The organism is Photobacterium sanctipauli, from assembly GCF_003026495.1.
Classification (GTDB): domain Bacteria; phylum Pseudomonadota; class Gammaproteobacteria; order Enterobacterales; family Vibrionaceae; genus Photobacterium; species Photobacterium sanctipauli.
The window spans coordinates 382,840-397,689 of record NZ_PYMA01000001.1 but is presented as its reverse complement, the minus strand read 5'-3'; the positions used below and the strand labels follow the sequence as shown (position 1 = coordinate 397,689).

The window sequence follows — 14,850 nt, the reverse complement described above, 5'->3', positions numbered from 1 at the left end:
TAATAAGGAATTAAAATTATGAACTTTAATAAAACTGCGACCACTATCGCTGTGGTGGCTGGTTTGGTTGGCCTCGTTGGTTGTAATAGCGATGATGCTGACCCCAGAAGTGGCCTTACAGGCAATCTAGAGTACGTCGACCCATTAATTGGTACTGGCTTTAACGGCCATACTTTTCCGGGGCCTGTTGTACCCGAAGGAATGGTCCAGCTTTCCCCGGATACCGAGCTGATCGGCTGGCATTCATCATCGGGCTATCACTTCGATAAGAAGACGCTGTTTGGATTTTCCCATACTCACCTTTCTGGAACAGGGATGGGCGGCTTGGGTGATATTTTGTTTCTGCCGTTTACAGAAGATAAATCTAAGTACATTGAAGAAAGCGATGATTATACCGAAGCTATCTCGGTCAAAATGGATAAAACATCCGAGGTGGCAGAGGCTGGCTATTACTCGGTTACAATTGCTGAAAACGGCATCAAAGCTGAGCTGACATCATCTGAGCGTGTGGGTTTCCATCGCTACACCTATCCCCAAGGCCAGCCACAGCGGTTGAAGATTGATCTGAACTCTATCCTCAACAGTGATTGGGGGGCGACCTCTTTACGTAACAAGCTGACGGTAAGTGAAGATGGCTACACGATAGTTGGCGAGCGTGACGCGGCGCATTTCTCTGGCTGGGCGAAGAACCAAAAAATCTTTTTCCATGCGACTTTCGATAAGAAGATCAAAGATGTTTACATTCTTGCCAATGGCGAACCGGTTGATGGCCTAACTGCCGAACACGTTTCTGAGTTGATTTACGATGAGAACGACACGCCAATCAAGCGGGTAACAGCAGACGTTACGGCATATGTGGAGTTTGAAGATGAGGGCTCGCAACAGCTGAATGCGAAAGTGGCATTGTCGGCTGTTGATGCCGAAGGGGCTGAAAGCAACCATGAAGCGGAAGCGAATATTTCGTTTGATATCGCACAAAGCAATGCTCGCGAGAAATGGGCGAATGCACTCAATATCTCTATCGAAGGTGGCACCGAGTCGCAAAAGGAGATTTTCTATACCGCGCTTTACCACACTAAGATAGCCCCTATTGTTCATCAAGATGTTGATGGCCGTTTCCGTGGTATGGGCAAAGGCTCAATTCGTGAAGGCGAAGGGGAGTACTCAATTGCTTACGGCCAAGCCACTGATGAACAGCCAAACTTCTCGGTATATTCATTGTGGGACACGCACAGGGCGTTGCATCCATTAAAGACCATTACCGAACCCGTACGCGCCGTGCAATATGCCAAAAACCTTGTACAGAAGTACAACGAGAGTGGTTTGCTGCCGAAATGGGAACATTTAGGCGACGAGACGGGAACCATGGTGGGCTATCCAGCGGTCGTGGTCATTGCTGATGCGATGATCAAGTTTTCGGATCAGTTCACTCAAGAGGAGAAAGCGTTGGCTTTGAAAGCCGCGGTAGACTCATCCACTTATGATAATTACCCAATGCTGCAAGCTGAATGGGATCAAGCGGTATTGGATCGCACTTTAACCAACCATATAGATTACATTGAGAAAGAAGGCTTTGCGCCTGCGATTCAACGTATTGACGGTGAGCCGGTTTTTGATGACTACACGGTTGAGTCTGTTTCTTACGGCCTCGAAAATGCCTTTTATGACTGGGCAATTGCTCAAATAGCGAAAGCTGCTGGCGATACTCAAGTAGAAGAAACTTATCTTGAGCGTGCTAAAGGTTACCAAAAGTACTTCGATTATAACCCAGCGGAATATGCCGAGTACGACGTAACAGGTTTTATGCGGCCTGTTTTGATTGATGAAACCTTTATGACCCCATTCGACCCGTACGGCACCGAGCATGAGACGGGTAACTATACCGAGGGTAATGCGTGGCAATGGACGTGGTTTGTGCCACATGACATTGCTGGTTTGAAGGCATTGATGGGGGGCGAAGTAGCATTTCAGAAAAACCTTGAAGCCACCTTCACCGCAGAAAGCCAAGGTACTGAAACGCCAGATATGTCTGGTTTGATTGGGCAAGTGGCGTTTGGGAACGAGCCATCACACCATATTCCTTACTTGTTTAACTGGACGGCAGAGCCTTGGAAGACGCAACAAGTGGTCGACCATATTCTGGATGACATGTATTTTGCGGCACCAGAAGGTGTGATTGGCAACGAAGATGTAGGTGCAATGTCTGCTTGGTATGTTATGTCTGCGCTGGGCTTTTATCAGGTGAATGCTGCAGATCCGACTTACACCATAGGCCGCCCTTTGTTTGATAAAGCGGTGATTCCAGTGAAAGATGGAACGTTTACCATCACTACCGAAAATAATGCGGATGACAATATGTATATCAAGTCAGCCACGATTAACGGTAAAGAGCTGGGGGCAAACTTCACCTTTGACCACAGTGAGCTGAAGGACGGTGGTGAGCTGCACTTCGTGATGACGTCCGATAAATCTGAGGCGATGCAAGCGCAGTAATTCTCACTCTTCAAAATAACAACAGGGGACTTTTTAGTCCCTTTTTTTTACAAAATTGTCAATGCTATGGAACAGTAATTAAGCCGCCCCCGGCAATAAAGCACAAGCATTCAGAAATTAAATAATTTCTATTTAACGAAGCTTTTATTAAAATTCGCACACTAAAATTGACCTAAATATATAATATATTTACCAGCAACTGGGGTATAAATTGAAAAAATTCAGCATATTAACGCTTGTGCTATTGCTCTCGAGCCACCCAGTCGCAGGTGATGCTTTGTATGATATGCGAGAAAAGCAGTGCCATGGCATAGAAGAGATCGCATTGACAGTGATGGAAATGAGGCAGAATGAAGTGCCCGTTTACCAAGTTATTAAAGAAGTAGGATTTAGTGATGTGATATCCGAGATTATTATCGAGGCTTATCAAGACCACGATGTCGTTACAACCTCTGAAATGCGGCTGATGGTTAGCCCAGCTTTCGCTAATAGCTATAAAACAAAATGCCTAGCTGGCGTGTTTGATTTCCGCGACTTTACAAAACTTTAACGAATATGCCCATGCTTAGGAAGCTCGACTTCTGAACCGTTCACTTTGAAGTAACTTGGCTGTATAAGAAAAATGGGTATATAAAAAAATGGCTTGGACGATATCGTCCAAGCCATTTTTTGTGGGGATTTTAGGGGGAGGCAAAAACCAGATTAAGCCATTGCTGCGACCATTTTGGCTTTGCGCATTTTCTTCAGCGTTACACAGGTTAGTGCCGTTACCGCTGCGCCAGCTGCCATGCAAATGAGCGCCAATACTGGCTGGTTCATGGCACCAAGCAGGGCAACCACTGGGCCACCGTGTGCAACGCTATTGGTGATCCCAAATGAGAAGGCCATCACTGCCGCCACCATCGAGCCAAGCACGTTGGCTGGAATGACAGACATAGGATCCTGAGCTGCAAACGGGATAGCACCTTCGGAGATACCCACCAAACCCATGGCCCCGGCAGCTTTACCTGCTTCCAATTCTGAAGGCTCGAAGAGTTCGAATTTACGGCCTAACGCTGTGGCTAGTGCCATACCAAGTGGCGCTACAGGGATAGCACAGGCCATTGCGCCCATGAATTGGGTTTGACCGCTGGCAATCATGCCGACAGAGAACAGGAAGGCCACTTTGTTGAACGGGCCTCCCATATCGAAGCCTGCCATGCCCCCAAGTACTATACCCAGCAGTACCACATTACCTGTACTCATGCTGGTTAGCATGGCTGTAAGGCCGTCCATGAGGCTCGCAATCGGGGCGCCAATGACAAAGATAAACAATCCCGCAATAAACAGAGAGCCTGTGATAGGGGCAATCATGATTGGCACCAAAGGTTGCACAAACTTATGGAAGTTGATCGAGGTGATCCATTTCACGAAGTAACCCACCAGCAAACCCGCGATAATGGCACCGATAAAGCCTGTTCCGGCTTCGGCACCGTAGAACGAACCGTTGTTGGCAATCCAGCCGCCAATCAGGCCTGGTGCTAGCGCGGGGCGATCAGCGATGGCATAGGCGATATAGCCTGCAAGGATCGGGATCATCAGCGTGAAGGCAACCACACCCACCTCTAGGATTTGGTTCCACACACTGCCATCGGGAATCGCCATGCCGGCTTCGCTTGGCTCGCCACCAACTGCGAGGGCCAGTGCGATTAATAAGCCGCCGGTCACCACGAAAGGGATCATGTGCGATACGCCATTCATTAAGTAGCGGTACAAGTCAGAGCGCGTTTGAGAGGCTTTGTTGGCGATAGAGTTAGGGGCGTTGCTGCTTGCTTCTGCTTGGTAAGTCGGTGCGGCTAATGCTTCGTTAATCAACCCTTGCGCATCGCGTATAGGCGCTTTTACATTCGTTTTTACTACTCGCTTGCCCGCGAAGCGGCTCATATCAACTTGCTTGTCACAGGCAACGATGATGGCATCGGCTCGTTCAATTTCTTCTGCTGTTGGGCTGTTTTTCACCCCGATTGAACCGTTGGTTTCTACCTTGATATCAAAACCCATGGCGGTAGCCCCTTTCTCTAGCGCCTCTGCTGCCAGATAAGTGTGTGCCACGCCGGCTGGACAACCCGTCACGCCGATGATGAAGCCCTGGTTGGCAGGTGTTGCTGCTACAGGTTGTTGTGTTTCTTTTGCTAGCAGTAGTGTCAGCGCTTCCTCGCTATTAGGGGCATTTAAGAAGGCATCGATAAAGCCTTCTTCAATTAATTTGGAAGACAGCTCCGCAAGCACTTCAATGTGATGGTTATCCCCTCCGTTTGGGGAGGCGATCATAAAAAATAGTTTTGATGGTAAGCCGTCTTCAGCGCCGTATTCGATACCAGATTGGCTGACGCCAATCACCACAGCAGGTGTAGTTACATGGGCACTTTTGGCATGTGGTATTGCGACGCCTTCTTCGAATCCAGTATTCCCTAATGCTTCTCGAGCTAGAATATCTTGGAGAAATTGTTCGCTGTCGGAAATACGTCCTTGGTCATACAGAACAGCAACTAATTCCTTAAACACCTCTTCTTTAGATGTCGCTTGAAGATCAAGCTTAATAAGATCTTTATTTATGAGTTTGGTGATCATGGTTGAACCCTTATAAATATAGTTTTGTTTCAGGGTTATTTTTAAATGAGCGAGAAAGAGACTGAAGTGAAGAAAAAATGCATTTGCTGGAGGATTGTAACTGCCTCACGGGAGTGTGATTCAGATCGATTGAGCGGTGGTCATAGCTGTATAAGTGTGACATTCCTTCAAGGTACTGTATCTAACTGATAAATGTGCGATTACTCCCAATTATCAGTCTTGTAGACAGGCTTTAGCTTAAACCTTAACTGTAAAATTGGTGCGTTGACTGGATTTTTGTAACCTTAAAATGAAAGTGTGAGATTGCTCAGTAGCACAAAATATCAGTCCGGTGTATATCTATATGCACAGTTATTTCAAAAGTGATTTTATCTTGATTTAACGGGCTATGTTTATAACAGCATGTGTGCATATGTAGAGTACATTCAATGATTTTTCATGACTTAATTTCATCGGTATTAAGCGAGCGAGAACCATTTCACAACATATGGTTTGCTGGTGATTTTCATACGCCACCTGAATTTAGCTATCAGGTTAATTTTCCGCGTTTAGAATTAGTGCTTGATGGGGAATACATTAATGAAATGGAAAGTCACGATCGAAAAGTGACCCATGTTGTTGCCAAAAAAGGGGACGCGATATTTATTCCACCCAATAGTTGGAATAAGCCTGATTGGGATACAGATTGCTCTGTGTTAAGTATTCTGTTTGGCCGCCGTCAACTTGGTTTGAGCTTGGTCAGTAAGCGAAAGAGTGAAGCGAGTTTCTATGATATCCAAAAGCACAGTATTCAAACTCGCTCAGGCTTTGCCATTGATAACATCTTAGAAGCGCTCAGCTCTTTGGCCCGAGAAAGTAATAAGAAGCCAATGGATGAGCTGTTGCTACAGGCGCTGTTGCAGTACTCAAAAAGCATGCTGGATGCACCGGTTGAGCAGAAGTCCCACAGTCGGGTTCAGGATCTTTACCAGGGCATTTGTATCTATATCCAAGAGAACTTCCATCGTCCTATTAACCGAGACAGTATCGCGTCCCGATTCAGTATTTCTTCCAATCACCTATCACGGCTGTTCCGCCAGCAAGGGCACATGACACTTGCCGACTACATTACCTGGGTAAGGGTTGACCGCGCTAAGTTCATGTTGAAAAAGTACAACTTCAAGCTTAATGAGGTATCTATCCGCTGCGGATTCAAAGACGTGAACTATTTTTGCCGTGTCTTTAAGAATCGAACCGGTCGAACCCCAACCGAGTATCGGGCTTCCATCTAATTGAAACTAAGCTAGCAGCCTCGACATGGCGTACATCAGGAGCGCTTGTAAGTCGACGCTGCTTCTTGTGAGCAGCAATCGTTCTGCGATTTGGCCTGTTAGCAGGTTACGGGTGAGATTTGTTGCCGTTATGATTTGTTCGCGGGTTGGCTTCGTTGGCATCACCAGTGCTATTGCAAGGTTCACTTCCCCCATCTTAGAAGCCCAATCCATCGGCGTTTCACTGGCTATAACGGCCACAGAAATGTGTTCGGCTTCGGCAAACATGACATGGGGGAGGGCGATCCCCGGGGTTACGCAAGTGGATGAGCGTTCTTCTCGCTTAATGAGATCGAGAACGAGTTTATCGGCATGGGTTGGGTATATGAGTTGGGCCAACCCTTTAAGGCATTCGAACTTGTTGAGCTCGGTATGGGCCTTGGCATAGTGCCACTGGATCTCACAGGGTGGGCAGATTTGGGGAATACGTTCAGCCAGTTGGCTGCAGAACTGATGGTCGATATGGGAACCAACCACAATAAAGTGCTCGGCAATGATATCTTTGATGACGAAACACGCCAGCTCTGCATCAATGCCAATGGCTGTGATCTGGCAAAGATCACCTTGCTGTAGCCCAACTTGCAGCATGGCGACAGACTTGGTGAGTTCGGCACTGCGGTTTTGCGTTATGTTGATGATATTTAAGGTACTTTTAAACTTTTTTGCCACCCGGTGCAGCGGTTGGCCCACGCGGGCACTTGCATTGCTATCATCGACAAAAAAGGTGATTTGGTATTCGTTCATCAGCAGGCTTAGTCGCGGCAGTGTACTAGGAACACTTTATCGACATTCAGTAACACACTTTCGATTGAGATTTGGACTTTGCTGATGCCGTCAAAGCGGGCAGGTTGTTCAATCTCGATATCGGACACAATTAATACGCGATCGGCTTGGGCAATATCATGGGGAGTGAGCTGATTCTCAATACCCATCGCGCCTTGGGTCTCAACTTTAATTTGTACGTTATGCTTTGGCGCAGCTTTAATGAGTGCATCCGCTGCCATGTAAGTATGAGCGATGCCTGTAGGGCACGCTGTCACTGCTACGATTTTCATATTCTATCCATATTATTTTTGGGGAATATTATCACAGCGGTTTAGGAATAAATTGATTTAAAAGCGATAAACACAAGAGCTCTATCACAGTTTAAATCTCATGTTACATTAATCCAGTAAATGCATTTTCTGTCCTGTATATCAGGTGATGCTGGATCGCTAGGGTATATACCGCGTGGAACGTTTCAAGGTACCAATCATGGACATAACCAACCTGATCAAGCCAGATACAATTTGCTTAGATCTTAAGTCCCAAACCAAAGATGAAGTGCTCAAGGAGCTTGTCGGCATGCTGGATGCTGCGGGCAAGCTTGTCAGCAAGGATCAGTTTTTGGCCGATGTTTGGAAGCGAGAAGAGATTGGCAATACCGGCTTTGATGAGGGGATCGCCATTCCCCATGCCAAAAGTGATGCGGTAGTCCAGCCAGCTGTGGCTGTAGGTATCAGTCGCAAAGGGATCGATTACGGTGCTGATGATGGCGAACTGTCAGATGTTTTCTTCATGTTGGCATCGCCAAATGGCGATGACCACCACCATATAGAAGTGTTGGCGCAAATCTCCACCAAGATCATCGAAGATGGCTTTGTCGACCAGCTCAAGGCGGTTGCAACGGTTGAAGAGGCACTTGAGCTGCTTACCGGCATCCAACAGACATCAAATGACAGCGTATTTACTCCCCCAGAGTTTGTGTCGGAGCCATTGAGTCCGTGGGCGCAAAAACTCAGCCGTATGAAAGAACACTTGTTGTTTGGTACCTCTCACATGATCCCGTTTATCGTTGCGGGCGGGGTGCTGTTATCTCTTTCGGTGATGCTATCAGGGCATGGTGGTGTGCCTGAAGAGGGGGTACTTGCCGATATTGCTGAAATGGGGATTGCTGGCCTTACGCTCTTTACTGCGGTGCTTGGGGGTTATATCGCTTACTCTATCGCGGATAAGCCTGGTCTAGCGCCGGGGATGATAGGCGCTTGGATTGCAGTGGGCCATTACAACACCGGTTTTTTGGGAGCGATTGTTGTCGGGTTTTTTGCTGGCTTTGTGGTTTGGTTGCTAAAGAAAATTCAGCTGCCAGATAGCATGAGCTCGCTGGGTTCTATTTTTATTTACCCCTTGGTTGGGACGTTTGTCACCTGCGGGGCGGTGATGTGGGTGATCGGCTCGCCAATTGCCACCGCCATGACGGTGATGAATGATGTACTCACGGGGATGGCGGGTTCAGGCAAGATCATGTTGGGTACCGTGTTAGGTGCCATGACAGCCTTTGATATGGGCGGGCCTATCAATAAGGTCGCGACATTGTTTGCTCAAACCCAAGTAAATACCCAACCGTGGTTGATGGGCGGGGTGGGCATTGCCATTTGTACCCCACCATTGGGTATGGCATTGGCGACGTTTTTGTCGCCGAGTAAGTTCAAGCGTGACGAACGAGAAGCTGGAAAGGCGGCGGGCATTATGGGGATGATCGGGATCAGCGAAGGTGCGATTCCTTTTGCCGCTGGCGACCCTGCACGAGTGCTACCTGCGATTGTTGCTGGTGGCATTGTGGGGAATGTAGTTGGCTTTATATTCCATGTGATTAATCATGCGCCTTGGGGCGGCTGGATTGTCTTGCCTGTCGTCGACGGAAAGATTGGCTATGTTATTGGCACGATTGCAGGTTCGCTGACAACGGCTCTGATAGTGATTGCATTGAAGAAAACCGTGACAGAAGACGAGAGCCTTGTAGGCCAGTCTCAAGCTTATTCATCAGTAAAAGGTGAGGGTGAAGCCGATATTCTTGCGGTGACATCATGCCCATCAGGCGTGGCGCATACTTTCCTGGCGGCGAAATCTTTGGAAAAAGCGGCGTGCGCGTTGGGTATTAAGATCAAAGTAGAAACCCAAGGGGCTAACGGCATCATTAACCGAATTACTGCCGCAGACATTGCGAGAGCCAAGTTTGTGATTTTTGCTCATGATGTGGCGATAAAAGAGCCTGAGCGATTTAAAAAAATGCGGGTTATCGATGTCAGCACCAAAGATGCCATGATCAATGCATCGGCATTAATTCAGGCGAGGCGAAGTATTTAATGTTCTCATTTGATTGAAGTATAAGAATATTATTAATGACTAAAAATGTGAAAAGCGCCGATATGGGCGCTTTTTCATTTCTAGATAAAAACATTTTATCGGCTACGCGAGGCGAGTATTCGTAGTGGTTTAAAATAGCCGATTGAGGCGATAGTTAAGCCGAGGAAAATGAGAAAAAAACTTGATGGCTCAGGTACTTCAGCTGCTTTTACTTCAATATCGAAGCTACCTACTTCAGCTGGCAAAGCAAATCCATATGGCCACGAGTTGTCTAAAAGTAGAGCTTTGACGGTATAAGTCCCGACTGCATCAACGCCATTCGCAACAAGATCCACCCAACTCACAAATGGGTTTAGAGGGTTAATGAGGACATCTGCATGGAAGTTTGATATGTCAGTACCAAGTCCAAAATCGGTAGGCATTAAGTCAAGGTATAAATCTAAATGTGGCGCGGGAAGGTTGTAGTTTAGCTGTAGATCCATCCCTAACACTGTCATTTGGTTATCTGGAAAAATGCTTCCTAGAAGGTAAGCGGTATAGGACGTTGATTCGTTGGGATCTGCACTAATATGGAAAGCTGTATGAGTCAACGGGTCGTAAAAATCATCAGTATTTGGGTTGTTATCATCTATAGCAATAGGACCAGGAGGGCTGCCAATACATCCGATTAAAGGGATGCTGATTTCAGGACTGCTAAGGTCCGTAATTGGGCATTGAGGGTCAAAAAGAGGTTGGGTAGTTAATAATGGTGAAGCATTGGCCTTAATAGCCATCAGTAAAAAAATGCATACTAGCTGTACTACTTTGAACATTGCATTTCATCCAGTTAAGTTAAAAGTTTGGATAAGCAATGAATGGACCAATTTTTATATTGCTGATTTTAAGCGTCTTTATAGTCTGGTGTCTGGTAAGGTGTAAATTAAACCGACCATAGATATTCGGCAGTAATAGCCTGAATTCTATACAAAAACGGGAGCCGCTGGCTCCCGTTTGTCTTATTGTTGTTTGTACTTTATAGATATCAGCTTATTTTAAATACCTACCGTCATGTGTAAGCCATAGAACACACCGCGGCCAACCAGCTCGGAGAGTAGGACCAGTACAAAGCTTAGTGCCATCACCGGTACGCCAGGGCGGCTATCCATTAGGTTCGGGATGAACCAGACCGCTAGGGCCGCCAACAGCAGGCCAATGCGGATGATCTGAAGTTGAGCTAGGTTGGGGATAAGCTCGACTGCCGTGGTGACCGAGGTTTGGATTTCGCCCAAGCCAATCATTTGGCTAATCAAGGCCGCTAAGCTAACGACAACAGCAAGTGCACCAATAAATGGCAGTGTACGATCTAGGGTTGCCATTTTATGCTGCGAACTGGTGAGCAGTAGGTGGCCGAAGATCAAGCCGGAAATGACCATGGTACTCATGAACGCGATTGGGGTATATACCGTATTCCAAGTCGGTACTGTATCTAGCAGGTACAGCTTGGTCATTGAGTACATAAAGCTACCAGCAACCACAATTGCGGCAGCGAGCAGCAGTTTGCGTACTGCTTCAGGGCCTTTATCCAGCACTTCGAGTAGCCAGTAACCACCACCTAGTGCAAAGAAAAGGCTACCAGTGAATATTTCGTTGGAAAGCCAAGAGCTTCCCACTTGGTTAAGTGCATTGAAAGCACGCAGCGGACTACCAAGGTGCATGGTTGAAGCGGCAAAGCCGATACCCATCAGTACCCAGATAAAGAACATTGCCTTATGGAGGCGATCGTTGACACCCACACAAAGTTTGCCCCTTAGCACGACTGCACCAAGTAGGATAAATGCACCTACCGCAGTTTGCGCCAGCACGGTGAACAAGATCAGAGGCCATTCATGCAAAGCCATCTTATACCTCCTTCGGGTTTGCTAGGAAGCCGCTACGGTCGCCTGTTGGACGGGCGTGACGGTTCGCTTTAATGACAATATTCGGTTTGGTTTTCAGCGATGATGGCAATGGTGCCACATCCGCATTGGTGCCGTATTTCGCACGCAGCTCATCAATAGGGCCAAACTCCAACGCGCGCAGTGGGCAGGAGCCGACACAAATTGGCTCAAGACCTTGGCCAACGCGCTCAAAACAGCCGTCACATTTGGTCATATGACCCTTATCGGCATCATATTGCGGTGCGCCGTAAGGGCACGCCATTGAGCAGTACTGACAGCCAATGCAGGTGTCGGTATCCACCACCACCAAACCATCTTCCTTGCGCTTGTGCATCGCACCCGATGGGCATACTTTGGCACACGCTGGCTCATCACAGTGGTTACAGGCGATAGACAAGTAGTAAGAGAATACATCTTGGCGGAAGGTGGCTCCTTCTTTTACCCAATTGCCTCCTGTGTACTCGTAGACGCGGCGGTAGTTCACGCCAATATCACTGTCTTTGTTATCTTTGCACGACAGCTGACAGGTTTTGCAGCCGGTGCATTTGCTTGAATCGATATAAAAACCGTATTGTTTCATGGTTTAAACCTTATGCTTTTTTCAGCAGTTGCACGTCGACAAGATTGGTGTGCTGCGGGTTACCTTTTGCCAGCGGGCTAGGACGAAGGGTGGTGAGTACGTTCATACTGCCGCCGTGATCAACGCCATTTTTATCCGGTGCGTACCAAGCACCTTCGCCCATAGCGACAACCCCCGGCATCATGCGCGGCGTCACTTTTGCTGTCAGGTGAATTTCGCCACGCTCGTTGAAGATACGGATAGGATCATCGTTCTTGATACCACGTTGCTCCGCATCCATAGGGCTCATCCACATTTGTTGCGGAGCCGCCTCCATGATTTGCTCAACGTTGCCATACGTTGAGTGGGTACGGGACTTGTAGTGGAAGCCCGTTAGCTGAAGTGGGTATGTCGAGCGTTTCGGGTCATCCCAACCATCGTGCGTTGAGGTGTAAACTGGTAGCGGGTGGATCACATCGTCTTTTGGTAGCTCCCATTCTGCTGCGATTTCGGCAAGGCGCTCTGAGTAAATCTCAATTTTGCCCGAAGGTGTCGCAAGCGGATTGTTGTCCGGGTCTTTGCGGAAGCCTTCATGGGCAACAAAGTGCGATGTCTTGCGCTTGTAGATACCTTGTTCCCGCATGGTTTCAAAATCAGGCAGGCTAGGGTCGGCTTTGCGGGTTTCTGCGTATAGGTGGCGTAGCCATCCTTCCTGATCACGGCCTTCGGTAAACGCTTTTTCGATACCCAAACGCTTGGCAACTTCAGTACAAATATCGTAAATGCTACGTGCTTCAAACACAGGTTCGATGGCTTGGCTGGCGAAGATGAAGTACGGCATGTTGGCAGAAGCGCCATCCATACAGAAGTCTGATTGCTCAGAGGTAGTCAGATCCGGCAGGATAATATCGGCATACTTAGCTGATGACGTCATGTGGTTGTCGATAACCACGATCATCTCGCAAGCTTTGTCATCTTGAAGGATTTCGTGGGTGCGATTGATATCAGAGTGCTGGTTCACCAAGCTGTTACCGGCATAGTTCCAGATAAACTTGATCGGTACATCCAGTTTATCTTTACCGCGCACACCATCGGCTTTGGCGGTCATGTCTGTTCCGCGATAGATTGCATCTGTCCATAGGAAGAAAGAAATGGATGTTTTTACAGGATTTTCCGGCATTGGGAAGCGCACGAACGGGATTGAAGTATTGCCCTCGCGTGCGCCGGTGCCGCCACCTGCTATACCGACATTACCGGTTAAAATTGAGAGCATTGAAATGGCGCGAGCTGACAGCTCACCATTTGCATGACGTTGTGGCCCCCAACCTTGGAAGATGGCACACGGCTTGGTCGATGCTATTTCACGGGCCAGTTTGATAATAATATCGGCAGGAATACCCGTGATGTCTGCCGCCCAAGCAGGTGTTTTCTCAAGACTATCGGTGCTTTGCCCCAAGATATAAGACTTATAGTCAGAGTTTGCTGGGGCTGAGGCCGGTAGGGTCTTTTCATCGTAGCCGACGCAGTATTTATCGAGGAAGGGTTGGTCTACCAAGTCTTCAGTGATCATCACGTGCGCCATACCTGCGACAAGTGCGGCATCGGTGCCAGGGCGAATTGGGATCCACTGATCTTCACGGCCGCCTGCAGTATCGGTGTAGCGTGGATCGATCACGATCATCTTAGCGTTAGAGCGTGTTTTGCCTTCCATGAGGTGATGGATCTGACCGCCGCCCGACATACGGGTTTCTGCAGGGTTGTTACCAAACTGCACAATGAGCTTGGTATTTTCGAGATCAGAAAATGAATTGTTGGCACCACTGCCGAAGGTATAGGGCAAGCTTGCTGCGATCTGGGCGGTTGAATACGTACCGTAGTGGTTTAGGTAGCCACCGCTGAGGCTCATTAGGCGGGCAAGCAGACTTGAACCCGGAGGCCACGATTTTGTCACCGTGCCGCCTAACGTACCCGTGCCATAGTTTAGGTATACCGCTTCACTGCCATACTCTTTACGGATACGAATTAGGTTGTCAGCGATTTCGTCAAAGGCTTCATCCCAAGTGATACGTTTGAAATTACCTTCGCCACGTTTGCCGACTCGCTTCATTGGGTATTTTAAGCGGTCAGGGTTGTAGACCCGGCGACGCATTGAACGGCCGCGTAAACAGGCACGAATTTGGTGGTTTCCGTATTGGTCATCACCGGTATTATCGGTTTCTACCCATTTGATTTCGCCATCAACAACGTGCATGCGAAGCGGGCAACGGCTACCACAGTTTACAGTACACGCACTCCAAACAACCTTTTCGTCTTTTGGCGTAGCGGCTTCTACTTTTGTTGATTTAAATGGCAGTGTCATACTGCCTGCAACTGCAGCTAGTCCACCGACAGCAGAGCTCGATTTAATGAAGTCTCTGCGAGTGAACTTAGGTGCCAGTAGCTGTTTGAGCTTATTCTTCATAGCACGACATTCTCTTGATTTTTAGTTATCCACACTACTTTAGAGGTAGGGTTCTACTGTGATAATCAGTTGGCTGCCGTCTGTATGTTTTGTTTTCTATCAATAAACGGCGCATATACATGCGCTGAATGAATAGAATGTAAGATAATGTGAGATTCATCATACAAATATGTCGCTGCATGTTGCTGTTTCATCTCATTGAATTACAAATGTTTTGTAAATGGTTCTTATTACAACTTGGAAGGGGTAGAGACGAGTTACCTGATGGGCTATACCGAGGAGGTATGTTGAGGCAGGGCGAAGAAGATAATGGAAAATTAGTGAAGTAAAGGAGAAGTGGTAGCAACCACTTCTCCTTTATAGGTTATTGCCAAT

General features: G+C 47.6%; 11 protein-coding genes. 4 read left to right on the top strand and 7 right to left on the bottom strand.

The window, feature by feature from the left end:
* Positions 1 to 18 precede the first annotated feature (18 nt).
* Together C9I98_RS01755 and C9I98_RS01750 are read left to right on the top strand one after the other, a co-directional pair.
* Entirely contained in the window at positions 19 to 2,493 is a 2,475-nt protein-coding gene (locus C9I98_RS01755) for a GH92 family glycosyl hydrolase (protein ID WP_036831594.1), read from the top strand.
* Between the two features lie 211 nt (positions 2,494 to 2,704).
* Positions 2,705 to 3,043, top strand: a complete 339-nt coding sequence (locus C9I98_RS01750) for a hypothetical protein (protein WP_146153847.1) — start codon at positions 2,705 to 2,707, stop codon at positions 3,041 to 3,043.
* A 152-nt stretch (positions 3,044 to 3,195) separates the two neighbouring features.
* Here the strand turns inward: C9I98_RS01750 and C9I98_RS01745 are convergent, their stop codons facing one another.
* Complete coding sequence (locus tag C9I98_RS01745) at positions 3,196 to 5,103, bottom strand: PTS fructose transporter subunit IIABC (protein ID WP_036819090.1); 1,908 nt, start codon at positions 5,101 to 5,103, stop codon at positions 3,196 to 3,198.
* A 428-nt stretch (positions 5,104 to 5,531) separates the two neighbouring features.
* On the opposite strand from C9I98_RS01745, the gene C9I98_RS01740 reads away from it, so the two are divergent.
* Positions 5,532 to 6,374, top strand: coding sequence for a helix-turn-helix transcriptional regulator (locus C9I98_RS01740; protein WP_036819092.1), 843 nt, complete (start codon positions 5,532 to 5,534; stop codon positions 6,372 to 6,374).
* 6 nt (positions 6,375 to 6,380) lie between these two features.
* Here C9I98_RS01740 and C9I98_RS01735 read toward each other — a convergent pair whose 3' ends face one another.
* Entirely contained in the window at positions 6,381 to 7,157 is a 777-nt protein-coding gene (locus C9I98_RS01735; protein ID WP_036819095.1) for a PTS sugar transporter subunit IIA, read from the bottom strand.
* Between the two features lie 8 nt (positions 7,158 to 7,165).
* Entirely contained in the window at positions 7,166 to 7,468 is a 303-nt protein-coding gene (locus C9I98_RS01730) for a PTS fructose transporter subunit IIB (protein WP_036819097.1), read from the bottom strand.
* Between the two features lie 199 nt (positions 7,469 to 7,667).
* Here C9I98_RS01730 and C9I98_RS01725 point away from each other — a divergent pair, with 199 nt between their 5' ends.
* Positions 7,668 to 9,539 (top strand): fructose-specific PTS transporter subunit EIIC, encoded by a 1,872-nt coding sequence (locus tag C9I98_RS01725; RefSeq protein ID WP_107271488.1) that lies wholly within the window; start codon positions 7,668 to 7,670, stop codon positions 9,537 to 9,539.
* Between the two features lie 95 nt (positions 9,540 to 9,634).
* Here C9I98_RS01725 and C9I98_RS01720 read toward each other — a convergent pair whose 3' ends face one another.
* The 4 genes from C9I98_RS01720 to C9I98_RS01705 form a co-directional block, all read right to left on the bottom strand.
* On the bottom strand, positions 9,635 to 10,351 hold the full coding sequence (locus C9I98_RS01720) for a hypothetical protein (protein ID WP_036830750.1): 717 nt from the start codon (positions 10,349 to 10,351) through the stop codon (positions 9,635 to 9,637).
* Between the two features lie 219 nt (positions 10,352 to 10,570).
* The gene (locus tag C9I98_RS01715) at positions 10,571 to 11,416 is read right to left on the bottom strand and encodes a DmsC/YnfH family molybdoenzyme membrane anchor subunit (RefSeq protein WP_036830751.1); all 846 of its coding nucleotides are present in this window, start codon (positions 11,414 to 11,416) and stop codon (positions 10,571 to 10,573) included.
* A 1-nt stretch (position 11,417) separates the two neighbouring features.
* Complete coding sequence (locus C9I98_RS01710) at positions 11,418 to 12,035, bottom strand: DMSO/selenate family reductase complex B subunit (RefSeq protein WP_036830752.1); 618 nt, start codon at positions 12,033 to 12,035, stop codon at positions 11,418 to 11,420.
* Between the two features lie 10 nt (positions 12,036 to 12,045).
* A complete protein-coding gene (locus C9I98_RS01705) occupies positions 12,046 to 14,475 on the bottom strand; it encodes a DmsA/YnfE/YnfF family dimethyl sulfoxide reductase (protein WP_107271487.1) in 2,430 nt (809 codons plus the stop codon).
* Positions 14,476 to 14,850 lie beyond the last annotated feature (375 nt).